Raw genomic sequence first — 26,704 nt, 5'->3', positions numbered from 1 at the left:
TAACATTAACTGCCGTAAACCACCCCTCAGGAATTCTCATGACCCTGCCCGACATCGCTGCCCAGTCCACGCCCCATGACCACGCCCTGGACTGGGTCGGCATGCAGGCCATCGCCCTGCCCCTCCACCTGGGTGACCAACGCATCAGCGCCCGGGCGGACGCCGGCGTCAGCCTCGACGACCCCGACGCCCGTGGCATTCACATGTCGCGGCTGTACCTCGCATTGGCGACGCTGGAGACGCAGCCGCTGACGCCGCAGCTGTTGCAGCAGGTACTGGAGCGCTTTCTCGACAGCCACCTGGCGCTGTCCAACCGGGCGTTCATCGCCCTGCGCGGCGAGCTGCTGCTCAGCCGTCCGGCGCTGGTCAGCCCGCTCGCCGGCTGGAAGGCCTACCCGTTCGAGATTCGTGCACGCCTCGACGCCTCGGGTTTTCACCTGGAATGGCAGGTGAACGTGACCTATTCATCGACCTGCCCTTGCTCCGCCGCCCTGGCCCGGCAGTTGATCCAGCAGCGTTTCAGCGAAACCTTCGAAGGCCAGTCACTGGATTACCAGGCCGTACACAGTTGGCTGGGTTCGACCCAGGGCATCGTCGCCACACCCCACAGCCAGCGCAGCACGGCCACCCTGCAGGTACGCCTGGCCCCGCACACCGGGGAGTTCCTGATACAGCCATTGGTCGATGCCGCCGAGCAGGCCCTGGGCACCGCCGTGCAGACGGCCGTGAAACGGGCGGACGAGCAGGCCTTTGCCCTGGCCAACGGGCAGAACTTGATGTTCTGCGAGGACGCCGCCCGACGCCTGCACCGCGCTCTGCTGCAACTGCCCTGGCTGGAGGCCTTCCACCTGCGGGTGGTGCACGCGGAAAGCCTGCACGCCCACGACGCCGTGGCCTGCAGCCAGCACCGCTGGCATTGATCGACCGACGTGTCGACCCGGGGCGGGTCTGGACTATGCTGGAGGCCAGACCCACGCAAACGGGCGCCCCATGGAGTTCGGCATTTCCAACCTGTTCGCCTACCTGATCGCGACGATTCATGTGCTCGGCGTCATCGCCGCCATCCATGCGGTCTTCACCGTGCGCACCGCCCAGGGCGCGATCGCCTGGGCGCTGTCGCTGTTCTTCATGCCTTACCTGACGCTGCTGCCGTACCTGGTGTTCGGCCGCAGCCGCTACGACGCCTACATCGAGGCGCGGCGCGAAGCCGACGAACAGATGCGCCGCGCCGTGGCGGACCTGGACTGGCGCCCCTGGGTCGAGGTCGCCCAGGCGGCCAACGCCTCGGAAATCTACCAGCGCTTCCGCGCCCTGCCTCGCCTGGGCCGCATGCCATGCCTGGCGAACAACCAGGTGCGCCTGCTGATCGATGGCGAAGCCACCTTTTCGGCGATCTTCGAGGCACTGTCCCAGGCGCGGCAGATCATCCTGCTGCAGTTCTTCATCATCCATGACGACGCCCTGGGCCGGCGCCTGCACGCCCTGCTGCTGGAACGCGCGGCGGCAGGGGTGCAGGTGCACTGCCTGTACGACGGCGTCGGCAGCCACAGCCTGCCGCGCCAGTACATCGACTCCCTGCGCGCTGGCGGTGTGCAGGTGCATGCCTTCCCGACACGGGCCGGCGTGCTCAATCGCTTCCAGCTGAATTTCCGCAACCACCGCAAGATCGTGGTGGTGGATGGCGAACGGGGCTTCCTCGGCGGGCACAACGTCGGCGACGAGTACCTGGGCCTGAAGCCGCCACTGGCGCCCTGGCGCGACACCCATGTGGAGGTGCGCGGACCGGTGGTCGCCAGCCTGCAGGAGTCCTTTGCCGAGGACTGGTTCTGGGCCACCCACACGCTGCCGCCGATGGTGCTGCCCGAGCGTTATCCCGAGGACGGCGCGCTGTGCCAGGTGATCTCCAGCGGCCCGGCCGACCCGCAGGAGACCTGTTCGCTGCTGTTCATCGAAGCGATCCACAGCGCCAACGACCGGGTGTGGATCACCAGCCCGTACTTCGTCCCGGATGAGGCGCTGTTCAGCGCGCTACGCCTGGCGGTGATGCGTGGGGTGGACGTGCGCATCCTGCTGCCGTCGCGTCCGGATCACCGGGTGGTGTACGCGGCCTCCAGCCTGTACGCCCTGGAAGCGCTACGGGCCGGGGTGCGGATCTTCCGCTACCTGCCGGGGTTCCTGCACCAGAAGGTGATGCTGATCGACCAAGCCGCCTGCGCCATCGGCAGCGCCAACCTGGACAACCGTTCCTTCCGCCTGAATTTCGAGGTCACCCTGCTGACCATCGACAGCGCCTTCGCCGCCGAGGTCGAGCAGATGCTGGAAACCGATTTCAGCCATTCCCGGGAGCTGGTGGGCGCCGACCGGCGCAACGTGCGGCGCCTGCAGCAACTGGGGATGCGGGTCGCCCGGCTGATCTCGCCGATCCTCTAGCGCTTATTGCCGAGGCTGCAAACCGCCGCAATCGGCGCCGATCCATTTGGCATGGGATTCCATGCTGCCGCGCTGCTCACCCGCTGCCGAGACGAAGGTGCCGCTGACCTGGGTGACGAACGCCTTGTCGCTGAGAAAGCGGGTCTCGCCCTGCCCCTGGGCCTGCGGGCAGGTGAAGCGGAAGGTCCAGACCGTGTCGCTCTGCTCGGTGATCTGCTGGGTGCAGCCGGATTGAGGGTCCTGCAGCGGGATGTTGCGGGCCTCGATCTGCTCCTTGCTCAGGCACGCCTGCACGCCCTGGCCACCGAGCTGCACGCCCTGCTTGGCCATCATCTGTTCCATCATCGCGCGCTGTTCGGGGGGCAGGTTCCTGAACTTCTCCAGCATCACATCCATGTCCGGCAGCGTCTGGCCGTCCATCTGCATGTTGGTCGAGCGCATTTCCCACAGCCCGGGCAGGATGGGTTGGGCCATCGCCGCCACAGGCATCAGGCCCGCGCTCATCAAAAGGGTTATCCACAGGCTGGCTCGCATGGTCGCTTTCCTCTGCTTGGGTTTCCAGAACCGTAGACCGCAGAGTCCGCGCCAAGGTTGCAGCCGCGCTAGTCCTCGCGTTCCTGGTGATAGACCTGGAAACCGCGGGCCTGGTAGTTCGCCAGGGCGCTGGGGTGGTCCAGGGTGCAGGTGTGCACCCATATCCGCCTGGTGCCGGCCCAGGCCCAGGCCGACTCGATGGCGTGGGTCAGCAATGGCCCGCCGAACCCCTGACCGAAGAAGGCCTCGACCAGACCGAAATAGAGGATTTCCACCGAGCCTTCGGCGTCACGCTGCAGCTCGTAATAGCCGGCGATGGCGCCCTGGTGATAGGCCACCCAGGTACGGTGATCGTCCCGTTCGATCAGCTCGCGCCATTGCGCGTCGGACCAGCTCAGTTTGTCGGTCCAGCCCCAGGGGCCGCCCACCAGTTGGTAGAGGAAGCGGTTGAGCGGGAACTGCTTGATCCGGCACTCGACGACCTGCAGCGCGTCCGGCAGCGGCTTGCCGCGCAGCTGCGCCGGATCGTGCATCTCCAGGTAAAAGGTGATGGTGCCGCCGTGCTCGCTCATGCCCTGGTCCGCCGCTCTATTCTGGGGCCGTCCGGCCCGTGGCAAAGAGCGCAGGCTAAAGATCCAACGGCCATTCGGCAACCCGCCACACGGCTTCGCCAGGCCGGCTTCTACACATTTGGCGAAAAAGCCGTTCGCCGGCGCGCTTTCTTCCGTCACAGCGCTTATTTACCCTCACTCCCCCCATGGCAACCGTCCAACACCTCTCATGAACGACATCGCTTCACCTCAGCCCCCGAGTGCCTGGCGCCAGCAACTGGCCCAGGTCATGGAGGGTCGCTTCGTCCAGCGCGTGATCACCGTGCTGATCCTGATCAACGCGGCCATCCTCGGCCTGCTCACCTCGTCCGAGATCGTGGAGGAATGGGGCTGGCTGCTGTTGCCTGTGGATATGTTCATCCTCGCGGTGTTCGTGATCGAACTGGCGCTGCGCTTCACCGCTCGCGGCATCGGCCTGTTGCGCGATCCGTGGGCGGTATTCGACTGCCTGGTGGTGGGCATCGCCCTGGTGCCGGCCAGCGGGCCGTTCAGCGTACTGCGGGCGTTGCGCGTGTTGCGGGTGCTGCGCCTGGTGTCGATCAACCCGAGCATGCGCAAGGTGGTGCAGGCGCTGCTCTCTTCGCTGCCGGGCATGGGCAGCATCGTCATGCTGATGGCGCTGATCTTCTACGTCTCGGCGGTGATGGCCACCCAGCTGTTCGGCGAGCGCTTTCCCGAGTGGTTCGGCACGCTGACCGCCAGCCTTTACTCGCTGTTCCAGATGATGACCCTGGACAGCTGGTCGAGCGGCACGGTGCGGCCGATCATGGAGGTCTATCCGCTGGCCTGGGTGTTCTTCATCCCCTACGTGCTGATCGCCACGTTCATGATGCTCAACCTGTTCATCGCCGTGGTGGTCAACGCCATGCAGGACGCCCAGGGACCCAGCGCCGAAGCCATCGCCCAGGCGCAGCGCGAGCAGATGATCCTCGACGAACTCAAGGCCCTGCGCGCGGAGCTGGGGGAATTGCGCCGCCAGGCGTAGCCATCTGTTCACACGATCAGGGGTAGGAGGGGCTTTAGCCGCGAGCGTTTCATCGCGATATCGCGGCTGAAGCCCCTCCCACAAACCCCAGCCCCCAGACGAACAAAACCCCCACCGGCCAGGCCGAATGGGGGTTTTCCTCTTGGGGCGCCGGCACGGGTAATGCCGGGAGTGGACGCCGCGCTAGCGTGCGTCCTGGCCGTCGCTCACAGGGGGCGCCGGGGAGTCGAACTCACAACTCCAGAGATCCAGCGCGGGCTGGGCCGCTTGTGGCGGGCCGAGCCATTCGCTCATCGCGTGGCAACGCTGGTCAAAACACAGGTGGTAATCCCCTGCCTCGGGGGTTCGCCCGACACGCAGCGGTTGCAAGGGCGGTAGCTGACGCTGGTAGTGCCAGCTGCCCTCGCGCAGTTCGGCGCCGTCCGGAATCTCCATGCCGGCGCCTGAACCCTTGACCCGGGCGCCGAGGAGCAGCAAGCCCTCCGGCGTCACGCGGTAATCCTCTTCCCAGCGGATCTTCTCGATCGTGTGGTCCCAGGCCAGAGTAAAGGCCGGGGTGGGGACTTGCGCCCAGACCACCCCGGCCAACCCCATGCACAGTCCGATCAAGCGGTAGCTGCCTGAATGTTACGGGTACGCCACAGGTGCTGGGCAACGACCAGGACACCCAGCGCAAAGCCGATTTCGTCACTGATCGGCAACGCCAGGATCAGCGACACGCCAGCGGCGAATGCCAGCAGACGCTCCCACCAGGCCAGTCGCGTATTCAGGTAGCCCACCACCACCAGCCCCCACAGCCCGACGGCAAACACCGCCTTGCCCAGCATGTACAGGACGGCCAGCCAGCTGTCGCCCTGCATCATCAGCGCCGGATCGTAGACCGCCATGAACGGCACGACGAAACCGGCAGCGGCGATGCGCACGGCCCACAGGCTGATCTTGAAGCCGTTTTCCTTGGCGATCGGCGCTGCGGCGAAGCAGGCCAGCGCCACCGGTGGCGTCAGGTCGGCCATCAGGCCGAAGTAGAAGACGAACATGTGCGACACGATCAGCGGCACACCCAGGTCCAGCAGCGCCGGCGCGGCGATGGCGCTGGTGATGATGTAGTTGGGAATGGTCGGAATGCCCATGCCCAGCACCAGGCAGGTGAGCATGGTCAGCACCAGCGACAGGAACAGGTTGTTCTGCCCGATCGCCAGGATGTAGCCGGCGAAGGTGGTGGCGATACCGGTCAGCGAGACCACGCCGATGATCACGCCCACCAGCACACAGGCGATACCCACCGGAATGGCATGGCGTGCGCCTTCGACCAGCGCATGCAGGCATGCCTGCAGGGTTTCGTGGCCACCCTTGATGAACCAGCAGGCCGCGACCAGGGCGGCGATTACGCCGAACACCACGCCGATGCCGAGCTGGAAGAAGCCCGCGCAAAGCACGCCCAGTACCACCCAGAAGACCATGCGCAGCGTCCGCGAAGACACCTGCAGGATGATCGCCGAGCCGAGGATGACGATGGCCGTCAGGGCCAGGCCCACGGTGCCGGAGAACATCGGCGTGCGCCCGGAGAACAGCAGGTAGACCAGGATCAGCAGCGGGATCAGCAGGTACCAGCGCTCCTTCACCGCCGCCCAGGCACTCGGGCACTGGTCTTTCGGCAGACCCTTGAGGTTGGCGCTCTTGGCTTCCAGGTGGACCATCCAGAACACAGCACCGAAGTACAGCAGCGCCGGAATCAGGGCCGCCTTGGCAACCTCGACGTAGGGCACGTTGATGGTCTCGGCCATGATGAACGCCACCGCGCCCATGACCGGAGGCATGATCTGGCTACCCATGCTCGCCGTCGCCTCGACGGCACCGGCAAAGGCTGGCCGGTAACCGAAACGCTTCATCAGCGGGATGGTGAACTGCCCCGTGGTCACGACGTTGGCCACGCCCGAACCGGTGATGGTGCCCATCAGCGCGGACGACACCACCGACACCTTGGCCGGACCGCCCAGCTTGTGCCCGAACAGGCCCATGGCGAAGTCGGTGAACAGTTTGATCATCCCGGCCTGCTCGAGGAACGCGCCGAACAGGATGAACAGGAAAATGTAGGTCGCCGACACGTAGGTCGGTGTGCCGTAGAAGCCTTCGGTACCGAATGCCAGCTGGTTGACGATCTGGTCGAAGCCGTAACCGCGGTGCGCAAGATCGCCCGGCAGGTATTCGCCGAACAGGCCGTAGGCCAGGAAGATGGCGCAGATCAGCGGCAGTGCCAGGCCCATGACGCGGCGCGCCGCTTCGAACACCAGCAGGGTCAGGGTGATCCCGATCACCAGGTCAGCGGTGGTCAGGTCGCCCGAGCGCTGCACCAGGTCAGCCTCGAAATACCATTGGTAGACCGCCGTGGCCATACCGGCCAGGCCAAGCAACCAGGCCAGCGGCTGCCAGGGGCGATCGCCCCCTCTTGCCGGGTAGCAGAGGTACACCATCAGCAGAAGGAAACCCACGTGGCCGGCGCGCAGCACCTGGCTGGAAACCGGGTGGAAGGCCGCGGTGACGATCTGATAGATGGAAAACAGCAAGGCGACATAGAACAGCGCCTTCGGCCATTGGCTAGGACTGGCGTGCAGCCCTTGGTATTCGCTCATGGTGGTTCAACCCTCGTGTGCACGAGCGCCTCGCCAGCAACCTCGTGGGCGCTGCGCATGACGCGGTGCGAAATTCTGCGTGGTCAATGCGGGCGCAGCGAAGCGGGTCAACCCGCCGCCCTCGCCCGCCAATCACGGGGTGGAATACCACCCCGCGACACGGTTGGCGTTACAGCGCGCCAACTTCCTTGTAGTAACGCTCGGCACCCGGGTGCAGCGGAATCGGCAGGCCCTGGACAGCGGTTTCCAGCTTGATGTCCTTGGCAGCGGAGTGCGAGTTGGCCAGACGGCCCAGGTTGTCGAACATCAGTTTGGTCATCTGGTAGGCGACGTCGTCGGAAACGCCTTCATGGCTGACCAGGATGTTGACGATGGCCGCGGTCGGCACGTCTTCGGTCTGACCGTCGTAGGTGTTGGCCGGGATGACCATCGACTGGTAGGCGCTGCTACCGATCTTGGTGACGACGTCTTCAGGAATCGCTACGAAGGTGATCGGGACCATGGATGCCAGGTCACGAATGGCCGCCATGCCCAGGCCGGAGGACTGCAGGGTGGCGTCCAGCTGGCGGTTCTTGATCAGCTCGACCGACTCGGCGTACGGCATGAACTCCACACGGCCCATGTCTTCGTAGCTCAGGCCGGCGGCCTTGAAGATGGCGCGGGCGTTGAGTTCGGTACCCGACTTCGGGGCACCCACGGAGATGCGCTTGCCCTTGAGGTCTTCCAGGGTCTTGATCCCGGATTCCTTGCTGGCAACGATCTGGATGTAGTTCGGGTAGGTGGCGGCAATGGCACGCAGCTTGGTCAGCGGCGCCTTGAAGCCTGCGTCTTCAACGCCTTTCCAGGCATCGTCCACGGAATCGCCGAGGGCGAAGGCCAGCTCGCCGCGCCCGGCCTGCAGCAGGTTGAGGTTCTCGACCGAGGCTTTGGTGGCCTGTACCGAGGTTTTCGATCCTTCGATGCCATTGCTGTACAGCTGGGACAGGGCCACGCCGATCGGGTAATAGACACCGCTGGTGCCGCCGGTCAGGACGTTGATGAAGGTCGGCGCGGCAAGCACCGCCGTACTGGCGGTGAAAGCGGCAGCGGCCGCGAACAGGCTGAAACGCTTGGTCAGTCGCATGGATGAATCTCCGTCGTTGTAGTTATGCAGAGTGTTCATGGGAGGCGACCTGCCACGGGCAGGTCGAGGCCCCGGGCGGATGAATCAGAGGTAACCGTTGCCTGCCAGGGCTCGAAACCTGTTGCACACCGGCAGTCGGGAATGAGACAGGCTCATGGGAGGGGTATGGCAGTGCATGGGGGCGACCTCTTGTTCTTATGGATACCGGACAGGGAAACGTATCCGGCTGACAAGAGTTATAGCAGTTAGCGTGCCAGCGGGCCGAAGCCCGTGCCAAGGCCGTTGGCGATGCCGCGCCAGCAAAAATGAGCGGATTGCAGCCTATAAATCAGTAAAAATAGGCAAAAATATGCCTATTCATCATCACTGCTGCCCACTGGACGGTAGGTGCTGCGCTGCAGGCCATGGCGCTGCATCTTCTCGTTGAGGGTGCGCCGCGGCAGCTGCAGCAGCTCCATTGTCTGGGCGATGTTGCCCTGGCAACGCAGCAGGGCGGCGTGCAGGCACTGCAACTCGAAGGCTTCCATCTGCTCGGCCAGGGACTGGCCGACAGCCGCATCCGCGGTCGGCGCACTGAGGCCCAGGGCGTGGCGCTCGGCGGCGTTGATCAGCTCGCGCACGTTGCCCGGCCAGTCATGGCCCAGCAGCCCGGTCAGCTCGCCCGGCGACAGCAGCGGTGCGGTGCGCTCGTGGCGCTGCGCGGCCTCATGGGCGAAGTGCTGGAACAGCAGCGGAATGTCCTCGCGGCGCTCGCGCAACGGCGGAATCTGCACGCTGGCGACGTTCAGGCGGTAGTACAGGTCTTCGCGGAAGCGTCCGGCCCGTACCTCGTCGAGCAGGTCCGGCTTCACCGCGCTGATCACCCGCAGATCGACCTGGATGCTGCGGTTGGACCCCAGGCGCTCCAGGGTCTTCTCCTGCAACACCCGCAGCAGCTTGACCTGCTGGGCCAGGGGCAGGCTTTCCACCTCGTCGAGGAACAGGGTGCCGCCATCGGCGTGTTCGATCCGGCCGATGCGCTTGCCCTGGGCCCCGGTGAATGCGCCGTTTTCGTGGCCGAACAGTTCGCTCTCGAACAGGTTTTCCGGGATCGCCGCACAGTTGAGTGCCACGAACGGCTTGCCGGCGCGCCCGCTGAAATCATGCAGGCAGCGGGCGACCCGCTCCTTGCCGCAACCGGTTTCGCCGCGAATCAGGATGTTCACCGAGGTGCCGGCCAGCTCCAGGATCTGCCGGCGCAGGCTCTCCATCGAGCGCGACACACCGAGCAGCTGCCCTTCGATGCTGTCCTTGAACGCGAACTGCTGGCGCAGCTGGCGGTTCTCGCAGACCAGGCGGCGTTTATCCAGGGCGCGGCGCACGCTGTTGAGCAGGCGCTCCGGGGTGAACGGTTTTTCGATGAAGTCGTAGGCGCCCTGGCTCATCGCCTGCACGGCCATCGGCACGTCGCCATGGCCGGTGACCAGGATCACCGGCAGGTCGCGGTCGCGTTCCAGCAGGGCGTCGAGCAATTGCAGGCCGTCTCTGCCGGGCATGCGCACGTCACTGACCACCACCCCGGGAAAGTCGCGGTCGACCAGCGCCAGCGCCTGGGCCGCGCTGGCGCAGGTCTGCACGCGGAAGCCGGAGAGCTCCAGCCACTGCTGCACGGCTTCGCGAATCGCCGCTTCGTCATCGACCACAATTACCTGACCGCCCATATCACCTCCTGACTGATCGGCCCGCAGTGTAGCGCCAAGGGCGGCGCCGGCGCACAGGCTTCATGGCGCCAGTGGCAACCTTAGTGTGAACACGGCCCCGAATTCGCCATTGCCCGCCTCCAGCGTGCCGCCCAACTCACGGACAATGCCATAGGACACGGCCAGGCCGAGCCCCAGGCCCTCGCCAACGGGCTTGGTGGTGAAGAACGGTTCGAAAACATGGGCCAGATGTTCCTCGGAAATACCGCCACCGCTGTCGGTCACCCGCAGCACGCAATGCCGGTCCTGCTGACGGATCTGCACACCCAGTTGGCGGCGTTCGCCACCGACCATCGCATCCAGGGCGTTGTTCAACAGATTGAGCACCACCTGCTCAAGACGAATCGCATCACCCAGGATCACCGCGCTGCTGTCCACCTCGCTGCGCAACTCGACCTGCTCGTTGCGGATACGCGGTGCCAGCAATTGCAGGGCCTGCTCCAGCACATCCGCCAGGCGCAGCCGCTCGCTGAGACCGGCCGGCGTCTTGCGAGCGAACGTCTTGAGGTGCATGGTCAGCGCCGCCATGCGTTGCAGCAGGCCATCGATCCGCGCCAGCCCCTCGCGCACGTCGTCCTGGCGGCCGCTGTCGAGCAGCAGGCGCAGGCTGCCCAGTTGCATGTGCATGGCAGTCAGCGGCTGGTTGATCTCATGGGCCATGGCGGCGGACATCTGCCCCAGCGCCGCCATCTTCGCCGCATGCACCAGGCCTTCCTGGGCCTCGCGCAGCTCGGCGGTGCGCAGGGTCACCTCCCGCTCCAGGCGCTCGCGAATGCCGGCCTGCAGCCGCTGGTTCTTGCTGCGCTGGGCCAGGAACAAGCACAGGAACGCCAGGGTCATCCAGGTCCCGGCGGCGGCCAGACGGTAGCTGCGCACACTGGCGATCACGGTGTGCGGCTCGATCAGCAGGTGCAGCACCCAGCCCTCTGCCGGCAAGGCCAGGCGCTGCCAGAGGTAGTCACGACGGCCATCGGGCCCGTCGATCACCCGCCATTCGGCGTTCGTGCCGATCTGCTGGCGCACCTCGCTGGACAGTGGCCTGAGCACCTGCTCGGCGTACTTGCGCACCACCACCACTTCGTTGCGCGCCTCGTCGTTCAGCTCGTCGAGCACCTTGAAGCGCCAGACCGGCACGTTGCTGAGAATCACCACCGAGTAGCTGTCGGCCACCAGCAGGACCCCGGGTTGCGACACCCATTCGCGCTGCAGCTCTTCCAGCTCCAGTTTCACCACCAGCACGCCGAGGGCGCTGCCGTCTTCGTCGCGCACCACGTGGGACAGGAAATACCCCGGCACCCCGGTGGTCACCCCCACGGCGAAGTAGCGCCCGGCGGACTGACGCATGGCGTCGAAAAAGTACGGGCGGAACGAATAGTTGTTGCCGACGAAGCTGCTCCAGTCCCGCCAGTTGCTGGACACCAGGGCCTCGCCGCGTGCGTCGAGCAGGTACAGCACGCTGGAGCCGGCCGCCACGTTGAGCAGCTCCAGGCGGGTGTTGAGTTTGTTGCGCAGCTCACTGTCATCCGGCGAATGCAGCAGCTCCCGAATATCGCTGTCGAGCGCCAGCACCTCGGGCACCGAGCGGAAACGCTGCACCAGGGTGTGCAGCGACTGTGCATACAGTTTCAACTGCCCTTCGGCCTCGATGCTGCGCTCCTGCCAGGCGCGCTCCTCGGCGTAGCGTCCGGCCAGCCACATGCTGGCGATCAGACCGGCAAGAATCACCAGCACGATCGCAGCAACGTTGAGGCGGTGGGAGAAAGCAGGCATGCACGGCTCGGCTCGGGACAAGTCCGGGCATGTTAAGGCAAAGCGCACCCTGCGTGCGGCCGATCACCGCACGTCGCCGCTCAGCGGTAGAGGTCGGCCCGCGTCCAGGGCAGGTCGTGGCTGCCATCGGCCTGGGGCTTGAGCGCGAGGATCTGGTGCAGGTTCATCCAGCCGTGGGCGAAGCCGTAGGCACAACCGGCCAGGTACAGGCGCCAGATGCGCAGGGCCTGCTCCGGCACCATCTGCGCGGCTTCCTCGATCCGCTCCTCGAAGCGTGCGCTCCAGCAGTCCAGGGTCTTGGCGTAGTGCAGGCGCAGGCTTTCCACGTCCACCACTTCCAGGCCCGCATCGCTGAGGTGCAGGGTCATGTTGGCCAGGTGCGGCAGCTCGCCGTTGGGGAACACGTAGCGGTCGATGAAATCCCCCGCGCCGCGCCCGACCGGGCGGCCATCGGTGTATTTCGAGGTGATGCCGTGGTTCAGCACCAGCCCGCCGGCCTTCACCGCGCCGACCAGTTGCCGGCAGTAGAGGGGCATGTTGGCCTCGCCGACATGCTCGAACATGCCGACGCTGACCACCTTGTCGAAGCGGCCGTCCTGGGGCAGGTCACGGTAGTCCAGCAGCTCCAGCTGCACCCGGTCCTGCAGGCCGTCGTCGAGCACGCGCTGGCGGCCCAGCTCCAGTTGTTCGCGGCTGAGGGTGATGCCGTACACCTCGGCGCCGAACTCCCGGGCAGCGAAGCGCGCCAGGCCGCCCCAGCCGCAGCCCACATCCAGCAGCCGCTCTCCCGGCTGCAGGCGCAGCTTGCGGCACAGGTGGCGCAGCTTGGCCTGCTGGGCCTGCTCGATGTCCTCCATGCCGGTCTCGAAATAGGCACAGGAATAGACCATCTCGCTGTCGAGCCAGAGGGCGTAGAAGTCGTTGGACAGGTCGTAGTGGTAGCTGATGGCCGCCGCGTCCATGCCCTTGTCGTGGGCCGTGCGTGGGGCATCGTGGCTGGGGGCATCGCCGAGCAGTGCCTGGCTCAGGGCGTCACCGACCTCGATCACCTCGCGGATCGGCCCTTCGACATCCAGCCGGCCCTCGACATAGGCACCGCCGAGGGCATCCAGGCTAGGGTGGGCGAGCTGCGCCACCAGGGCCGGGTCCTTGACCACCAGGGTCACGTGGGGCTGCGGCCCCAGGTCGAACTGGTTGCCATCCCACAGGCGCAGGCGCAGCGGAATGTTCAGGTTACGCAGGACCGGCGGTAGCTGCATGGACATGGAAACCTCCACCCGGCTGAATCACTGAAAGCGTAGTTCAGATGACTCATGCGCAGGGCGTCGGTTCAACCCCTTTTCCGGCCCCACGGCCGGCACCGCCAAGCGGTAGTGCCGCCTAGCGACGGCGCAACAGCATGACGAAGAACAGTCCGCCGATGGCCGCGGTCGCGATGCCGATGGGCAGGTCCTGGGGCGCCAGCAGGGTGCGCGCCGCAACGTCGACCCAGACCAGGAACAGCGCCCCCAGCAAGGCGCTGACCGGCAGCAGGCGCCGGTGCTCGGCGCACACCAGGTAGCGGGCGATGTGCGGCAGCATCAGCCCCACGAACCCGATGGCACCGGACAGCGACACCAGCACCCCGGTCAACAGCGACGCGCAGACGAACACCAGCAGGCGCACCCGGCGCGGCTCCAGGCCCAGGCTCACGGCGCTCTGCTCGCCGGCCATCAGCGCATTCAACGCCCGCCCCACGCCGAGCAGCACTGCCAGCACCAGCAGCAGGCACAGGGCCGGCAGCCAGAGCAGTTCCCAGCGCGCCAGGCCCAGGCCGCCGAGCATCCAGAACAGCACCGAACTGGCCGCATGGTTGTCGCCGAGGAACAGCAGCAGGTTGCTCGCCGCCATCATCACGAAGGACACCGCGACCCCCGCCAGCAACAAACGGTCGCTTTCCAGGCGGCCGCTGCGGCTGGCGATGGCCAGCACCAGCAGCATGCTCGCCAGCGCGCCGACGAACGCCGCCAGCGGCAGGCTGAGCAGCCCGGCGAACTCGCCGAGGTACAGCACCACGATCACCGCGCCCAGCGCCGCGCCGGAGCTGACCCCCAGCAGGTGTGGGTCGGCCAGCGGGTTGCGCGTGACCGCCTGCAGCGCTGTGCCGACCAGGGCCAGGCCGGCGCCGACCAGGGCGCCGAGCAATGCCCGGGGCGCGCGCAGTTGCCAGATGATGCTGTCCTGGGCAATGCCGATCGCCACCGCCGGCTCCAGCCCGAACAGGCGCTGGCCGAGCACCGCCACCACCCGTTCCAGCGGCACCTGGGCCGAGCCGAACGCCAGCGACACCGCGCAGGACAGCGCCAGCAACGCCGCCAGCACCGCCAGCAGCAGGCGGTAGCACGCCGGGCTGCGGATCATGGCGCGAAGGCCTCGGGGTGCAGCGCCGCTGCCAGCGTTTCGATGGCCTCGGCGTTCTCCAGGCTCGGCGTCACCGCCAGGTATGGCAGCACCACGAAGCGCTGTTCGCGAATCGCCGTCACGCCCTGCAGAGCCGGGTGCTGCAGCAGGAAATTGCGCTTCTGCGCGGCACTGCGCTGGCCGTAATCGACGATCAGGATCACTTCCGGGTCCTGCTCGACCAATGCTTCCCAGCCGACCCGCACCCAGCTGGCAGCCAGCCCTTCCATGACGTTGCGCCCGCCGGCGGCCTCGATCAGCGCCTGGGGCATGGCCAGCCGGCCGGCGCTGAAAGGCACGTCTTCGCCACTGTCGTAGAGGAACACCCGCGGGCGCTTGCCGGTAGCCGCCACCCGCTCGGTCACCGCCGCGACCCGCGCCTGCATGCCGCCGACCAGCACCTCGGCGCGGTCCTCCACGGCGAACAAGCGGCCGAGGTTGCGCAGGTCGGTGTAGACGTCATCGAGGCTGGCTTCGTCCCGGGTCATCACATGGCCGCAGGATTCGGTCAGCTCGTAGACCGGGATGCCGAAGCGCCCCAGGCTGGCCGGAGTGACTTCGCCGCCGATGCGCATGCCGTAGTTCCAGCCGGCGAAGAAGAAGTCCGCCTCGACATCCAGCAGGTTCTCCAGCGACGGGTAGTTGGGCGCCAGCTCCGGCAGTGCATCCAGTTCGGCCTGCAGGGCCGGGGTCGGGGTTTTCCAGGCGCTGACGCCGCTGTAGCCGACCATGTTGTCCTTCAGGCCGAGGGCCAGGAGCATCGCCGTGAGGGTGATGTCATGGCTGACCGCGCGCTGCGGCGGGCGCTCGATGGTCACCTGGCGGTCGCAGCTGGTGACGGTAGCGGCCAGGGCCGGGGTCGCCCCTGACCACAGTGCCGCCGCCATCAGCCACAGAGGAAAGCGCCGCACGGCATTGCGCGGCGAGCCAAACCAGTGAGTGCCCATCAGACGATCCAGGTAATGCGCGGGTGCCCCGCGAGTGGGTGGGTATCGACCAGTGCCTGGACACCGAACACCTGCTGCAGCAGGTCGGCGGTCAGTACCTCTGCGGGGGTGCCGGCGGCCACCAGCCGGCCCTGGTCGAGCACGTAGAGGCGGTCGCAGAAGGCCGCCGCCAGGTTGAGATCGTGGAAGCTGGCCAGGGTCGCCAGGCCCAGGGCCTTGATCTGGCGCAGCAGTTCCAGCTGGTAACGGGGGTCGAGGTGGTTGGTCGGCTCGTCGAGGATCAGCAGGCCCGGCTGCTGCACCAGCGCACGGGCCAGCAGCACGCGCTGCTTCTCGCCCCCGGATAGGCTGGCGAATGCCTGGTGCCGGGCCTCGGCCATGCCGACCCGGGCCAGGGACGCCTCGATCAGGCGCGCATCCGCCTGGTCGTCACCGTCGAACAGGCCCTTGTGCGGCGTGCGGCCCATGGCCGCCACTTCCGTCACGTTCAGGCCGAAATCCAGGGGAAATTCCTGCAACACCACCGCCACCCGCTGCGCGCTCCAGCGCGGCGAGCGGCTCCACAGCGCCTCCCCGTCCAGCTCGACCTCGCCCTGGCTGGGCCGTTGGTAGCGGTAGGCGCAGCGCAGCAGGCTGGTCTTGCCGCTGCCGTTGGGGCCGATCAGCCCCACCAGCTCGCCGTCGCCGACGCTCAGCCCGACATCCTGCAGCACCCAGCGCGACTGCTTGCCGCTGGTGACGGCCCAGCCGAGGTGTTGGATGTTCAGAGAGGCCATGGTCGAAGACTCAGAAGCTGTAATCGGCGGTCACGAAGAACGAACGCGGCGCCCCCAGGTACCACTGTCCGCCATCACTGCTGGCAGTGGTGGCGTACTGGTGGTCGAACAGGTTATTCAACTCCAGACCCAGACGCACGTCCGGCAGCATCTGCCAGCCGATATTGGCGTCGACCACCGTGTAGCCCCGCACGCGCACGGTGTTGGCGGTGTTCACGTAGCGCTCATCGACATAACGCGCGCCGACGCCGGCCTCCACCTGGTTGCCCAGGTCCTTGTTCAGCCACAGGTTGGCGGTGCGCCGCGGCACGTTGGTCGGGCGATTGCCGCTGCGGTCACCGCTGCCTTCGACGAAATCGTCGTACTCGGCACGGATGAACGAGGCGTTGGCCGACAGCTGCCAGCCCTGGCCCAGGCCCAGCTCCAGCGTGGCTTCCAGGCCATCGGAGGACTGCTGGCCGATCTGCTCGGTCGGCGACGACGGTGTGGTGCGGCTGAGCAGCTTCTTCTTGACGATGTGGTAGGCGGCCAGGGTCCATTCGCCGCGGCCATCCCAGAACGCGTGCTTGAGGCCGATCTCGGTCTGCTTGGCGTCGCTCAGGTCGAACTGCTGCTGGCTCGGGCTCAGGGTCAGCAGGTTGCTGACGCCCTCGGTGCTGGTGGCGTACTGGCCGTACAGCGAGAGCTCCGGGGTCAATTCGAAGACCAGGCCGGCCCGCCAGTTCTCACCGGTCAGGCTGCGGTCGACGCTGGTGCCCGACAGCAGGTCGTCACGCTGGATATGCACCTGGTCGCGGCGCACGCCGGTGACCAGCGAGAGGCGCTCGGTGAGCTGGGTGCGGTTCTCCGCGAACAGCGAGAACTGGCGAGCCAGGTTGCGCTCGCGCGGCCCATAGCCCTGCGGGTCGTTGCTCTGGTACTGGCCACGGCCGTAGCCACTGAGCGGCACGGTGTCGGTGAAGCTGCTGCCGAAATCGTGCTGGCGGGCGAAGTGAATGCGGTTGTAATCGACGCCAACCACCGTGCGGCTGTCGAGGCCGAACAGGCTGTGGTCGAGGGTGAAACTCTGGCGGTCGCCGACCTGCTCCTGGGTGTGCTTGATCTCGTAGAAGTCGCTGCGGTCCACCAGGTCGCCCGGCTGCCAGGTGTAGGTCTCGGCGTTGCGCCAGTAGCGCTGGGTCTTGATGTAGTAGAGCTGGTTGCTGGCGCTCAGGGTGTCGCTGATGCGCCAGTCGGTCACCAGGCGGGTGATCTGGTCGTTGTACTTCACGTCGGCGTTGTCGACGTTGTAGTTCCGGTTGCGCAGGCTCTCGCGGTAGTCGCCGTTCACCAGCGGGGTGCCGAAGTAACGCTCCGGCTCCTGGTCGCCATGGTCATGGGACAGGGTGAAGCTCAGGTCATCGCTGGCGTCCCAGCGCAGGGCGGCGCTGAGCGCGAGGCTTTCGGACTCGCCACGGTCGACCCAACCATTGCTGGCCTGCTGGTTGAGGTTGAAGCGGTAGCTCAGGCCATCGGCCAGCGAACCGCCGCTGTCCAGCGCCGCCTGGCGACGGTCGTCGCTGCCGTAGCCCAGGCGCAGGCGGTTGCGGATCTCACCCTCGAACGGCTTCTTCGGCACCACGTTGATCACCGCGCCGGTGGCGCCTTCGCCGTAGAGCACCGAAGCCGGGCCGCGCAGCACGTCGACGCGCTCCACCGACCAGGTGTCGACCGGGAAGGTCACCGTGCCCGCACCGATGTACTGGCGGGTGCCGTCGTACAGCTGCATGGTCGAGGAATGGCCGGTGAAGCCGCGGGCCGACAGCGCGGTGCCGCCGTTGCCCGGCGTGCCCATGAAGGTGATGCCCGGGGTACGGGTCACCGCGTCCTGCACAGTGAGGTTGTTGCGACCGCGCACCTGCTCGCCGCTGAGGCTGGTGGTGCTGGCGGGTGTCTGCAGGGCACTCAGGCCCAGGCGTGAACCGCTGGTGGTCGGGGTGTGCAGGTCGGTCTCGCCCTCTGGCGTCGCGGCTTGGGCCTGGACGGTGACAGCGGGCAGGTCGACGGGGGTCTCGTTCGCCATGGCCGGAGCGGCCAGCAGCAGAGCCAGGGAGACAGGTGTGGAACAAAGGGGATAGCGCGCCATGATGCTTCCATCGCAAAAGAAAAGGCACGGCAAATCCGATGGAAAACGCGTAACAGCAGACAGGGGCGCAGCAGCACCCTAGGTCGGCGTCAACGCCCGCCCACCGCGGGTTGCCAGACTGTAGGGACTGTTGCCATGGCGTCGCGGGCGATGAACAGGTCATCGGCACGGACAGGCAGTACCCTGTGATTCAGGCCGGTCTCCGGGCTGGCGAGGATCAGAACGTCATCGCCTTCCCATGCGCATGCACAGTGGCCTGATGATGACGTCGCTCGCTTACCGTTGCGGGGGCAGCGTCGGACTTGCACCGACTTCCCGTTTCACCTCACGCACGGCGGCGTGAGACACCTGAATCGGCGCGGATATGAACATTCGCACCCGATCAAGTCAAGCCGCGAACGTGATGGCAAGCCCGTGCAGGACAGACGTAGGGTGGACAACGCGGAGCTTGTCCACCATCCCGTACACCGCTGGGACGCGGAGCGTCCGGGGAGGCATTCCCACGCGGAGGATGGGAACGATCAACAGCAGGCCGCGGTTCGCTTTCGTAGGAGCGGGCTTGCCCGCGAGCTTTCAAGGCCGACGACTCGGATCTGGTGGAAAACGCTTCGCGGTTTTCCACCCTACGGGTGAAGGTGGGGACTCACGGCTGGTCGATGCGCAGCTCGGGCACGGCCTTGCCGTCGACCAGGCGCTCGTCCACCAGGCGAATCACCTCGGCTTCGTCGCGCACGCGGAACCACTCGTTCGCCGGGTAGAGGCTGGCCACCGGGCCCAGGTCGCAGGGGAACTGGCACTGGGTGCGGGTGATGTGCACGCCCCCGGCGCATTGCAGGCGGCCCGCCGCCTTGAGACGCAGGCGCAGGGTTTTCCACAGGTCGAGGGCACCCCGGCGCGAGCAGCGCGGGCCGTTGCACAGCAGCAGGCGCTGGTCGTGCGCCGGGATCTCCGACCAGGCGTGGTGGCTCGGCAGCTTCGGCACACCGACGCAGGGCAGGTGCAGCTCGCGGCGTTCGAGCAGGGTCGGCACGCCGTCGAGCAGGGAGGCGTCCTCCTGGGAGAACAGGCTGGTCACGAACGACTGCTCGGCATCGCCGCACTCGGCCAGCTGGCTGCGCAGCCAATCGACATGGCCGGCACCGCCCTGGGGTTCGAGGTCGACCAGCAGCAACGGCCGCGCGCTCGCCCGGGCAGCGGCCCACAGCGGCTCGTACCCCTCGGTGATGTCGATCAGGTCGTCCGCCCCGACGCCCGGCACCGTGCTCAGGCGCTGGCGCAGCAGGTCGGCGAAGGCACTCTGGGTCAGGCCGGAGCCCGCGAACAGCACGCGGGCGTAGGGGGTCGGGTTCATCGCAGTCTCCAGAAAACGCCGGGCAGTCTAACGGCTTGCGGTGCGACGTGCAGGGTTTGTGGGACCGGCTGTGATGTGGGCGGGTATGCAGGAAATCGCGGAAAGGTCTTCAGCTGCGACAGCACTTGGGAAGGCGTAGGGTGGAAAACCGCGAAGCGTTTTCCACCAATTCCATCTCGAATGCCCCAATGGTGGACACGCTTCGCGTTGTCCACCCTACGTCCGTCGAACCACGGTTGTGGGAGGGGCTTCAGCCGCGACAGCCATTCATTGCAGCAACGCCTCGCGCAGCGCGTCGGGCTCGGTGAATTCACGGTCCACCGCCGGCAACAGCGGACGGCGCAGCAGCAGCACCGGCACACCGCGCTCACGGGCGACCTGCAGCTTGGGCTCGGTGGACTGGCTGCCGCTGTTCTTGCTGATCAGCACATCGGTGCCCAGGCGCTCGAACAGCGCGCGCTCGCCGTCCAGGCTGAACGGCCCCCGGGCACCGAGGATATCGGCCCGTGCCACCGAGGGCTGACTCTGCAGGCAGCGCACGGTCCAGTGCTGGTGGGTGGGAATCTCGTGCAGGTGCGCCAGCGGCTCGCGGCCGAGGGTGAACAACGGCCGCCGGAAACCGAACAACGCGGCGACCAGCTCACTCCAGCCGTCCACCTCGCGCCAGTCATCCCAGGGACCGGCCTGCCAGCCCGGGCGGCGCAGCGCCCAGCACGGAATGCCAGCCAGCTGGGCAGCGCGGGCAGCGTTGGCGCTGATCTGTGCCGCGTAGGGATGCGTCATGTCGAGCAGCAGCTCGATGCCGTGCTCGGCAATGAACGCCGCCAGGCCGTCGGCGCCGCCGAAACCGCCAACCCGTACCTGGCAGGCCAGGTCGTCCGGCACCCGGCCAAGACCGGCCAGGCTGTAGATCGCCTCGGGCCCCAAGTCACGGGCCAGGCGCAGGGCCTCGGTGGTACCGCCGAGCAGCAGGAGGCGCCGGCTCACGGTTTGCGCACCTCCAGCAGGGTGATGGGCAAGGCGCTGCGCCAGGTGTCGAAGCTGCCCAACGGCTGCGCCTGGGACACCACCAGGCGCGTCAGCTCGCCGCCGACCTGCTCGCGCCAGGTGACCAGTGCGGCTTCGCTCTGCAGGGTCACCGCATTGGCCAGCAAGCGGCCGCCGGGCTTGAGGGCGTCCCAGCACTGTTGCAGCACACCGGGGTTGGTCACCCCGCCACCGATGAAGATCGCATCCGGCGCCGACAGGCCAGCCAGGGCCTCCGGGGCCCGACCCGCCACCAATTGCAGCGCGGGCACACCGAGTGCGTCGCGGTTGTGCTGGATATGCCCCTGGCGCCCGGCATCCGCCTCGATGGCAATCGCCCGACACGACGGGTGCGCGCGCATCCACTCGATGCCAATGGAGCCGCAGCCGGCGCCCACGTCCCACAGCAGCTCTCCAGGCATCGGCGCCAGGCGGGCCAGGGTCACGGCGCGCACGTCACGTTTGGTCAGTTGGCCGTCGTGGCGGTACAGCTCGTCGCGCAGGCCCACGGTCAGCGGCAGCAGGGTGGCCTCAGCGTCGGCCTGGCATTCCACCGCCAGCAGGTTGAGATCGGCCACCGCGGCAGGTGCCCAGCTGCTGGCCAGGCCATCGAGGCGTCGCTCCAGCGGGCCGCCCAGGTGCTCCAGCACCGTCAGGCGGCTGGCGCCGAAACCGCGCTCGCGCAGCAGCGCCGCCACGGCAGCGGGGGTGCTGCCGTCGTTGCTCAGCAGCAGCAGGCGGGCACCGGGGAACAGCTGGGCGTTGAGGGCCGCCAGCGGCCGCGCCACCAGCGACAGCACCGTCACCTCCTGCAGCGGCCAGCCCAGGCGCGACGCCGCCAGGGACACCGACGACGGTGCCGGCAGCACCCGCAGCTCGTCGCTCGGTACCTGCCGCGCCAGGCTGGCACCCACGCCGTAGAACATCGGATCGCCGCTGGCCAGCACGCACACCGGGCTGCCCCGGCGCGCCAGCACAGGTTGCAGGTCGAAGGGGCTTGGCCAGGCTTCGCGCGTGGCCTTCAGGCAATGAGGCAGCAACGCCAGCTGACGGGGCGCGCCGACGATGCAGGCCGCCTCGAGCAGCGCCCGCCGCGCCACCTTGCCGAGCCCGGCATAGCCGTCTTCACCGATCCCCACCAGGGTCAACCAGGGTTGCATCGCCATTCCTCCGCGCCCGGCCGACGAGCAAGGCTGTCTGCATGCCGGGCAAAGCGGGCATAATACAGCCTTCGTCGGTGCCCCATGAGCCTTGCACAGGATCATGAAACGGGCCTAAGAGGGAACACGGCCAAGCCGTGGCTGCCCCCGCAACTGTGAACAGCGAGTCGACCGTAGCAGCGCCACTGGGTCTCCCGGGAAGGCAGCGGTCGACCATGACCTGTCAGCCAGGAGACCTGCCGACGACGCTGGTCGCGAGTACCAACATCGGACGGGGTGTGCCGATGCCGTAGCGCCTGCCTTCATGGCGGGCCCTGGTCCGGTCGCCGCGTCTTTCGTTGCTGGTGAACCCGTTGCCCGACCATCCGACCACCGCTGACCTGCTCGCCTCACGCTCCGGGATTCCCGCCTCGGCGTGCCCCGGCCTGCTGCGCATCGTGCCGGCGCTGGATGGCGGCATCTGCCGGGTCAAGCTGCCCGGTGGCGAAGTGAACAGCACCCAGGCCCGCGTCATTGCAGGCGCCGCCGCCGACTGCGCCAGTGGTGTGCTGGAACTGACCAACCGCAGCAACCTGCAAATCCGTGGCGTGCGCCCGGACCGGCACGAGGCGCTGATCGAGCGCCTGCTGGCCGCCGGCCTCGGCCCGCGCCAGGCCAGCGCCGACGATGTGCGCAACATTTTGCTCAGCCCTGCCGCCGGCCTCGATCCCCAGGCCCTGCTCGACACCCGGCCCCTGGCTAGTGAACTGCTCGACCTGCTGCAGGACACCCCCGCGCTGCACGCGCTGTCGCCCAAGTTCGCCATCCAACTGGACGGCGGCGAAGCGCTGGCGATGCTCGAACACCCCCATGACCTCTGGTTCAGCGCCCTCCCCGGGCAGCCTGCGCGGCTGGCATTCGGCCTGGCCGGCAGCCCGTTGGACACGCCCCTCGGCAGCGTCGAAGGCAGCCAGGTAACCGCCCTGGTCGAGCAACTGCTGCGGCTGTTTCTCGAACAGGCCGCCGCCGGGCACACCCGGATGCGCCACCTGCTGGTGAAGACACCCGCCAGCCGCGTGCTGGAGCAGCTGCAAGGGCGCTTGCCCTTCGCCTTGCAGGCCCCGCCCGCCGACTGGCAACGCGCCGCGCCTCAGCCTCAGGCGCCCATCGGCACTTATCCACAGCGACAGGCCGACCGCTGCATGGTTGCGGCCGTGGCCCGCCTCGGCCGCATCGACCGCACACAGCTGCAGGCACTGGCGGACCTGGCCGAACAGCACGGCGATGCCACCCTGCGCCTGACCCCTTGGCAAGGCCTGCTGCTGCCGAATATTCCAGCCGAGGCTGCTGACGCCGTGCTCACGGCCATGGGCGGGCTGGGCCTGCTTACCGATGCCGGCGACCCGCTGGCCAGCCTGATCGCCTGCACCGGCTCCAGCGCCTGCGCCAAAGGGCTGGCCGACAGCAAGGCCGATGCCCTGCGCCTGGCCCAATTGCTGCGCCAGCACCACACCCAGGTCGCGGTGCACCTCAGCGGCTGCTCGCGCTCCTGCGCCGCGGCCCATGTGGCGCCCTTCACCCTGCTGGCCAGCGAGCAGGGCCGTTACCAGCTTTACCAACGCACGCCCGGCGTGGCCGGCTTCGGCCTGCTGCAGGCGAGCGCCCTCGATATCGACCAAGCCGGCGACTGGCTCGCCGCGCACTGTGCAACAGGAACCAGCGATGCTTGAGTACATCCGCGATGGCCAGGAAATCTACCGCCAATCGTTCGCGACCATCCGGGCCGAGGCCGACCTCAGCGCCATCCCGGCCGACCTGGAAAAACTCGCGGTGCGGGTGATTCACGCCTGCGGCATGGTCGACGTGGTGCAGGACCTGCGCTTCTCCCCCGGTGCCGGCGCCGCCGGCCGCGCGGCCCTGGCCAAGGGCGCGCCGATTCTCTGCGATGCGCGGATGGTCGCCGAGGGCATCACCCGCCCGCGCCTGGCCGCCAACAACCCGGTGATCTGCACCCTGCACGACGGGGACGTTCCGGCGCTGGCCAAGGAACTGGGCAACACCCGCTCGGCGGCGGCCCTGGAACACTGGCGCGCGCACCTGGAAGGCAGCGTGGTGGTGATCGGCAACGCCCCCACCGCCCTCTTCTACCTGCTGGAAATGCTCGACGCCGGCGCCCCGAAACCGGCGCTGATCATCGGCATGCCGGTGGGCTTCATCGGCGCCGCGGAATCCAAGGACGCCCTCGCCGCTGACAGCCGCGGCGTGCCCTACGTGATCGTGCGCGGTCGCCGGGGCGGCAGCGCGATGGCGGTGGCCGCGGTCAACGCCCTGGCCACGGAGGTGGAGTGATGAGCGGCCCATCAGGCAAAGGCCGGCTGATCGGCCTGGGCGTCGGCCCGGGCGATCCGGAGCTGATTACCCTCAAGGCCTTGCGCCTGCTGCAGTCGGCGCCGGTAGTGGCGTATTTCGTGGCCAAGGCCAAGCACAACGCCGGCCACGGCGGTAACGCCTTCGGCATCATCGAGCAGCACCTGACCGCCGAGCAGCAGCGCCTGCCGCTGGTCTACCCGGTGACCACCGAGAAGCTCGCGCCGCCGCTGTCCTACGAGGATGTCATCGCCGACTTCTACGACACCTGCGCCGACCAGGTGGCCCAGTTGCTGGACGCCGGCCACGACGTGGCGGTGATCTGCGAGGGCGACCCGTTCTTCTACGGCTCCTACATGTACCTGCACGACCGCCTGGCGGCCGATTACCAGGTCGAGGTGGTGCCCGGCGTGTGCTCCATGCTCGGCTGCGCCTCGGTGCTCGGCACCCCGCTGGTGTACCGCAACCAAAGCCTGAGCGTGCTGTCCGGCGTGCTGCCGGAAGACGAGCTCAAGCACCGCCTGCGCGACGCCGAAGCCGCCGTGGTGATGAAGCTGGGGCGCAACTTCGACAAGGTCCGCCGTGTGCTGCAGGAGCTGGGCATCGACAGCCGCGCCCATTACGTGGAGCGCGCCACCATGGGCAACCAGCGCATCGTGCCGCTGGACGACGTGGACCCGATGTCCTCCCCCTACTTCTCGATGATCATCATCCCCGGCGAGAAATGGCGCGGGTGAATTCAAACCCGTGGGAGGGGCTTCAGCCGCGACAGGCTTGAGACAGCTCGCGGCTGAAGCCCCTCCCACCAACCGGACCCGATCCGCTCCAGGCACACCGACCAGATGGAACCCGCATGACCCGCACGCCCGCCATCCTCATCCTCGGCCCCTCCGCCCTGGCCTGCGCCCGCCGTATCCAGGCCTGTTATCCACAGGCCGAGATCCATGGACTGCGCAGCCGGGTCGAGGGCGTCGAGCAGCCCTATGACGATTTCGGCGACACCCTGCGCGGGCTGTACCGGCGCAACGTGCCGATCATCGCCCTGTGCGCCGCCGGCATCGTGATCCGCAGCCTGGCAGCGGTGCTGGGCGAGAAAGGCAGCGAGCCACCGGTACTGGCCGTGGCCGAGGATGGCAGCGCCGTGGTGCCCCTGCTCGGCGGCCTGGCCGGGGTCAACCGCATGGCCCGGGAAATCGCCAGCCACCTGCAGGTCAACGCGGCCATCACCACCAGCGGCGAGCTGCGCTTCGGCACCTGCCTGCTGGAACCGCCGGCCGGTTACGTGCTGGCCGACCTCGAACAGGGCAAGGGTTTCGTCAGCGACCTGCTGGGCGGCGAGACGGTGCGTATCGAGGGCGACGCGCCCTGGCTGGAACAGGCCAACCTGCCTGTGGATAACCAGGCCGAACGGGTTATCCACATCAGCCCGAACCGGCGGATTGCCCGCGCCGACGAGCTGCTGATCCACCCGCGCCAGGTCGCCGCCTGGATCGAACAACCCGGTCCGGCGCTGCTCGACGACCTGCGCCAGGCGCTGCACAGCGCCGCGCTGGCCGAACAGAGCCTGGCGTGCCTGCTGGCCGCCCCACAATGGATGGCCAACGCCGACCTGCAAGCCGTCGCCGCGCAGCTGAACGTGCCATTGCGTTTCATCGATGACAGCCGGCAACTGCCGCCGCTGCACAGCCAGCACGCCACCCTGCGTCTGCTGCAGGCCAGCGCCCCCCTCGACGCCAGCCAGCTCGGCCGACCGCGGGGCCGCCTGACGGTGATCGGCCTCGGCCCGGGCGCAGCGGAATTCATGGTGCCCGCCGCCCGCCAGGCCCTGGACGAAGCCCAGGACCTGCTCGGCTACGAAACCTACATCAACATGGCCGGCTCACTGCGCCCGGACCAGGTGCGCCATTGCACCGACAACCGCGAGGAAATGCAGCGCGCGCGCCATGCCTTCGAGCTGGCGACCAGCGGCCGGCGGGTGGTGGTGGTGTCATCGGGCGACCCGGGCGTGTTCGCCATGGCCGCCGCGGTGCTGGAAGCCTTGCACGGCGCCGATGAGGTGGAATGGCAGCGGGTCGAGCTGCAGATCTTCCCCGGCGTGTCGGCCGCCCTGGCTACCGCCGCCAAGGCGGGTGCGCCGCTGGGTCACGACTTCTGCCTGATCTCGCTCTCGGACAACCTCAAGCCGTGGAGCATCATCGAAACCCGCCTGGAGCACGCGGCGGCGGCCGACCTGGTGATGGCTTTCTACAACCCGATCTCCAAGGCCCGCCCCTGGCAACTCGGCCGCGCGCTGGAGATCCTGCGCCAGCAACGCACGCCGGAAACCCTGGTGGTACTCGGCCGCGACATCGGCCGCCCCGGCGAAACCCTGCGCACCCTGACCCTGGGCGAGTTGACGCCGGCGATGGTCGACATGCGCACCCTGGTGATCGTCGGCTCCAGCCAGACCTGCCGCTTCCCCCGCGCCGAAGGCGGCGACTGGGTGTACACGCCGAGGAGTTATCCACACACGTAGGAAGGGGTTGAGTGTGCGATATCCATAGGTTTCGACGGCCCACGCATGATGTGATCGACCACAGCAATGGGTATCGCTGCGCTCAACCCATCCTGCGAGTTCGAAACGGAAATATGAAAAGGCAGAAGCCCCTTTCGGGAGCTTCTGCCTTTGCGCAGGGCGCGGCTTATTTACTAGCGGTCAGGGTGCTGTAGCTG

At 67.6% G+C, this 26,704-nt stretch carries 22 protein-coding genes and 2 riboswitches; of the genes, 7 read left to right on the top strand and 15 right to left on the bottom strand.

Annotated features, from left to right (window positions below; genetic code table 11):
• Positions 1-38 precede the first annotated feature (38 nt).
• Positions 39-920: a GTP cyclohydrolase FolE2 gene (gene folE2 / locus N5C28_RS12555; RefSeq protein WP_279822689.1), complete on the top strand. Its 882-nt coding sequence runs from the start codon at positions 39-41 to the stop codon at positions 918-920.
• A gap of 70 nt (positions 921-990) precedes the next feature.
• A complete protein-coding gene (gene cls, locus N5C28_RS12550; protein ID WP_279822687.1) occupies positions 991-2,430 on the top strand; it encodes a cardiolipin synthase in 1,440 nt (479 codons plus the stop codon).
• A 3-nt stretch (positions 2,431-2,433) separates the two neighbouring features.
• Here cls and N5C28_RS12545 read toward each other — a convergent pair whose 3' ends face one another.
• Both N5C28_RS12545 and N5C28_RS12540 read right to left on the bottom strand, forming a co-directional pair.
• Positions 2,434-2,904: a DUF3617 domain-containing protein gene (locus N5C28_RS12545; protein ID WP_279822686.1), complete on the bottom strand. Its 471-nt coding sequence runs from the start codon at positions 2,902-2,904 to the stop codon at positions 2,434-2,436.
• 128 nt (positions 2,905-3,032) lie between these two features.
• Positions 3,033-3,536 (bottom strand): GNAT family N-acetyltransferase, encoded by a 504-nt coding sequence (locus N5C28_RS12540; RefSeq protein WP_279822685.1) that lies wholly within the window; start codon positions 3,534-3,536, stop codon positions 3,033-3,035.
• A 208-nt stretch (positions 3,537-3,744) separates the two neighbouring features.
• Here N5C28_RS12540 and N5C28_RS12535 point away from each other — a divergent pair, with 208 nt between their 5' ends.
• The gene (locus N5C28_RS12535; protein ID WP_279822684.1) at positions 3,745-4,560 is read left to right on the top strand and encodes an ion transporter; all 816 of its coding nucleotides are present in this window, start codon (positions 3,745-3,747) and stop codon (positions 4,558-4,560) included.
• Between the two features lie 183 nt (positions 4,561-4,743).
• On the opposite strand, the gene N5C28_RS12530 is transcribed toward N5C28_RS12535, so the two are convergent.
• The 13 genes from N5C28_RS12530 to cbiE all read right to left on the bottom strand — a co-directional run bounded on the left by N5C28_RS12530 (position 4,744) and on the right by cbiE (position 21,646).
• Entirely contained in the window at positions 4,744-5,169 is a 426-nt protein-coding gene (locus N5C28_RS12530) for a DUF1850 domain-containing protein (protein WP_279822683.1), read from the bottom strand.
• On the bottom strand, positions 5,166-7,190 hold the full coding sequence (locus N5C28_RS12525) for a TRAP transporter permease (RefSeq protein ID WP_279822682.1): 2,025 nt from the start codon (positions 7,188-7,190) through the stop codon (positions 5,166-5,168). The genes N5C28_RS12530 and N5C28_RS12525 overlap by 4 nt, the downstream gene beginning before the upstream one ends.
• 169 nt (positions 7,191-7,359) lie before the next feature.
• On the bottom strand, positions 7,360-8,313 hold the full coding sequence (locus N5C28_RS12520) for a TAXI family TRAP transporter solute-binding subunit (protein ID WP_279823060.1): 954 nt from the start codon (positions 8,311-8,313) through the stop codon (positions 7,360-7,362).
• Positions 8,314-8,666: 353 nt separating this feature from the next.
• Complete coding sequence (locus N5C28_RS12515) at positions 8,667-10,013, bottom strand: sigma-54 dependent transcriptional regulator (RefSeq protein WP_279822680.1); 1,347 nt, start codon at positions 10,011-10,013, stop codon at positions 8,667-8,669.
• 60 nt (positions 10,014-10,073) lie between these two features.
• Positions 10,074-11,822, bottom strand: coding sequence for an ATP-binding protein (locus N5C28_RS12510; RefSeq protein ID WP_279822677.1), 1,749 nt, complete (start codon positions 11,820-11,822; stop codon positions 10,074-10,076).
• Positions 11,823-11,902: 80 nt separating this feature from the next.
• Positions 11,903-13,087 (bottom strand): C17 cyclopropane fatty acid synthase CfaB, encoded by a 1,185-nt coding sequence (cfaB, locus tag N5C28_RS12505; RefSeq protein ID WP_279822676.1) that lies wholly within the window; start codon positions 13,085-13,087, stop codon positions 11,903-11,905.
• A gap of 115 nt (positions 13,088-13,202) precedes the next feature.
• Positions 13,203-14,222, bottom strand: coding sequence for an iron ABC transporter permease (locus N5C28_RS12500; protein ID WP_279822675.1), 1,020 nt, complete (start codon positions 14,220-14,222; stop codon positions 13,203-13,205).
• Entirely contained in the window at positions 14,219-15,148 is a 930-nt protein-coding gene (locus N5C28_RS12495) for an ABC transporter substrate-binding protein (protein WP_279823059.1), read from the bottom strand. Before N5C28_RS12495 ends, N5C28_RS12500 begins: the two co-directional genes overlap by 4 nt.
• Before the next feature lie 59 nt (positions 15,149-15,207).
• Complete coding sequence (locus N5C28_RS12490; protein WP_279822674.1) at positions 15,208-15,984, bottom strand: ABC transporter ATP-binding protein; 777 nt, start codon at positions 15,982-15,984, stop codon at positions 15,208-15,210.
• A gap of 10 nt (positions 15,985-15,994) precedes the next feature.
• Complete coding sequence (locus N5C28_RS12485) at positions 15,995-18,109, bottom strand: TonB-dependent receptor (protein WP_279822673.1); 2,115 nt, start codon at positions 18,107-18,109, stop codon at positions 15,995-15,997.
• Positions 18,110-18,284: 175 nt separating this feature from the next.
• Positions 18,285-18,476: riboswitch (cobalamin riboswitch) on the bottom strand.
• A 276-nt stretch (positions 18,477-18,752) separates the two neighbouring features.
• Positions 18,753-19,460, bottom strand: coding sequence for a (2Fe-2S) ferredoxin domain-containing protein (locus N5C28_RS12480; RefSeq protein ID WP_279822672.1), 708 nt, complete (start codon positions 19,458-19,460; stop codon positions 18,753-18,755).
• 267 nt (positions 19,461-19,727) lie between these two features.
• The gene (locus N5C28_RS12475; RefSeq protein ID WP_279822671.1) at positions 19,728-20,447 is read right to left on the bottom strand and encodes a cobalt-precorrin-6A reductase; all 720 of its coding nucleotides are present in this window, start codon (positions 20,445-20,447) and stop codon (positions 19,728-19,730) included.
• Complete coding sequence (cbiE, locus tag N5C28_RS12470; RefSeq protein ID WP_279822669.1) at positions 20,444-21,646, bottom strand: precorrin-6y C5,15-methyltransferase (decarboxylating) subunit CbiE; 1,203 nt, start codon at positions 21,644-21,646, stop codon at positions 20,444-20,446. Before cbiE ends, N5C28_RS12475 begins: the two co-directional genes overlap by 4 nt.
• Before the next feature lie 58 nt (positions 21,647-21,704).
• Positions 21,705-21,905: riboswitch (cobalamin riboswitch) on the top strand.
• A 94-nt stretch (positions 21,906-21,999) separates the two neighbouring features.
• Between cbiE and cobG the strand changes: the two genes are divergently transcribed.
• The 4 genes from cobG (at position 22,000) to cobJ (ending at position 26,507) form a co-directional block, all read left to right on the top strand.
• Positions 22,000-23,355, top strand: coding sequence for a precorrin-3B synthase (gene cobG / locus N5C28_RS12465; RefSeq protein ID WP_279822668.1), 1,356 nt, complete (start codon positions 22,000-22,002; stop codon positions 23,353-23,355).
• Positions 23,348-23,974, top strand: a complete 627-nt coding sequence (locus N5C28_RS12460) for a precorrin-8X methylmutase (RefSeq protein ID WP_279822667.1) — start codon at positions 23,348-23,350, stop codon at positions 23,972-23,974. The genes cobG and N5C28_RS12460 overlap by 8 nt, the downstream gene beginning before the upstream one ends.
• Complete coding sequence (locus N5C28_RS12455) at positions 23,974-24,729, top strand: precorrin-2 C(20)-methyltransferase (protein ID WP_279822666.1); 756 nt, start codon at positions 23,974-23,976, stop codon at positions 24,727-24,729. The genes N5C28_RS12460 and N5C28_RS12455 overlap by 1 nt, the downstream gene beginning before the upstream one ends.
• Before the next feature lie 116 nt (positions 24,730-24,845).
• A complete protein-coding gene (gene cobJ / locus N5C28_RS12450) occupies positions 24,846-26,507 on the top strand; it encodes a precorrin-3B C(17)-methyltransferase (protein ID WP_279822665.1) in 1,662 nt (553 codons plus the stop codon).
• The last annotated feature ends 197 nt before the right edge of the window (positions 26,508-26,704 follow it).

It is taken from the genome of Pseudomonas sp. GD03944, assembly GCF_029839275.1.
Taxonomy (GTDB): domain Bacteria; phylum Pseudomonadota; class Gammaproteobacteria; order Pseudomonadales; family Pseudomonadaceae; genus Aquipseudomonas.
This window is presented reverse-complemented; position numbering and strand designations above follow the sequence as displayed.

Coding starts and splice junctions, on each gene's coding strand:
- N5C28_RS12520 (WP_279823060.1), bottom strand. CDS start 8,313: ATGCGACTGACCAAGCGTTTCAGCCTGTTCGCGGCCGCTGCCGCTTTC.
- N5C28_RS12525 (WP_279822682.1), bottom strand. CDS start 7,190: ATGAGCGAATACCAAGGGCTGCACGCCAGTCCTAGCCAATGGCCGAAG.
- N5C28_RS12490 (WP_279822674.1), bottom strand. CDS start 15,984: ATGGCCTCTCTGAACATCCAACACCTCGGCTGGGCCGTCACCAGCGGC.
- cls (WP_279822687.1), top strand. CDS start 991: ATGGAGTTCGGCATTTCCAACCTGTTCGCCTACCTGATCGCGACGATT.
- N5C28_RS12545 (WP_279822686.1), bottom strand. CDS start 2,904: ATGGCCCAACCCATCCTGCCCGGGCTGTGGGAAATGCGCTCGACCAAC.
- folE2 (WP_279822689.1), top strand. CDS start 39: ATGACCCTGCCCGACATCGCTGCCCAGTCCACGCCCCATGACCACGCC.
- N5C28_RS12495 (WP_279823059.1), bottom strand. CDS start 15,148: ATGGCGGCGGCACTGTGGTCAGGGGCGACCCCGGCCCTGGCCGCTACC.
- N5C28_RS12535 (WP_279822684.1), top strand. CDS start 3,745: ATGAACGACATCGCTTCACCTCAGCCCCCGAGTGCCTGGCGCCAGCAA.
- N5C28_RS12510 (WP_279822677.1), bottom strand. CDS start 11,822: ATGCCTGCTTTCTCCCACCGCCTCAACGTTGCTGCGATCGTGCTGGTG.
- N5C28_RS12500 (WP_279822675.1), bottom strand. CDS start 14,222: ATGATCCGCAGCCCGGCGTGCTACCGCCTGCTGCTGGCGGTGCTGGCG.
- cbiE (WP_279822669.1), bottom strand. CDS start 21,646: ATGCAACCCTGGTTGACCCTGGTGGGGATCGGTGAAGACGGCTATGCC.
- N5C28_RS12455 (WP_279822666.1), top strand. CDS start 23,974: ATGAGCGGCCCATCAGGCAAAGGCCGGCTGATCGGCCTGGGCGTCGGC.
- N5C28_RS12460 (WP_279822667.1), top strand. CDS start 23,348: ATGCTTGAGTACATCCGCGATGGCCAGGAAATCTACCGCCAATCGTTC.
- N5C28_RS12515 (WP_279822680.1), bottom strand. CDS start 10,013: ATGGGCGGTCAGGTAATTGTGGTCGATGACGAAGCGGCGATTCGCGAA.
- N5C28_RS12480 (WP_279822672.1), bottom strand. CDS start 19,460: ATGAACCCGACCCCCTACGCCCGCGTGCTGTTCGCGGGCTCCGGCCTG.
- N5C28_RS12485 (WP_279822673.1), bottom strand. CDS start 18,109: ATGGCGCGCTATCCCCTTTGTTCCACACCTGTCTCCCTGGCTCTGCTG.
- N5C28_RS12540 (WP_279822685.1), bottom strand. CDS start 3,536: ATGAGCGAGCACGGCGGCACCATCACCTTTTACCTGGAGATGCACGAT.
- cfaB (WP_279822676.1), bottom strand. CDS start 13,087: ATGTCCATGCAGCTACCGCCGGTCCTGCGTAACCTGAACATTCCGCTG.
- cobJ (WP_279822665.1), top strand. CDS start 24,846: ATGACCCGCACGCCCGCCATCCTCATCCTCGGCCCCTCCGCCCTGGCC.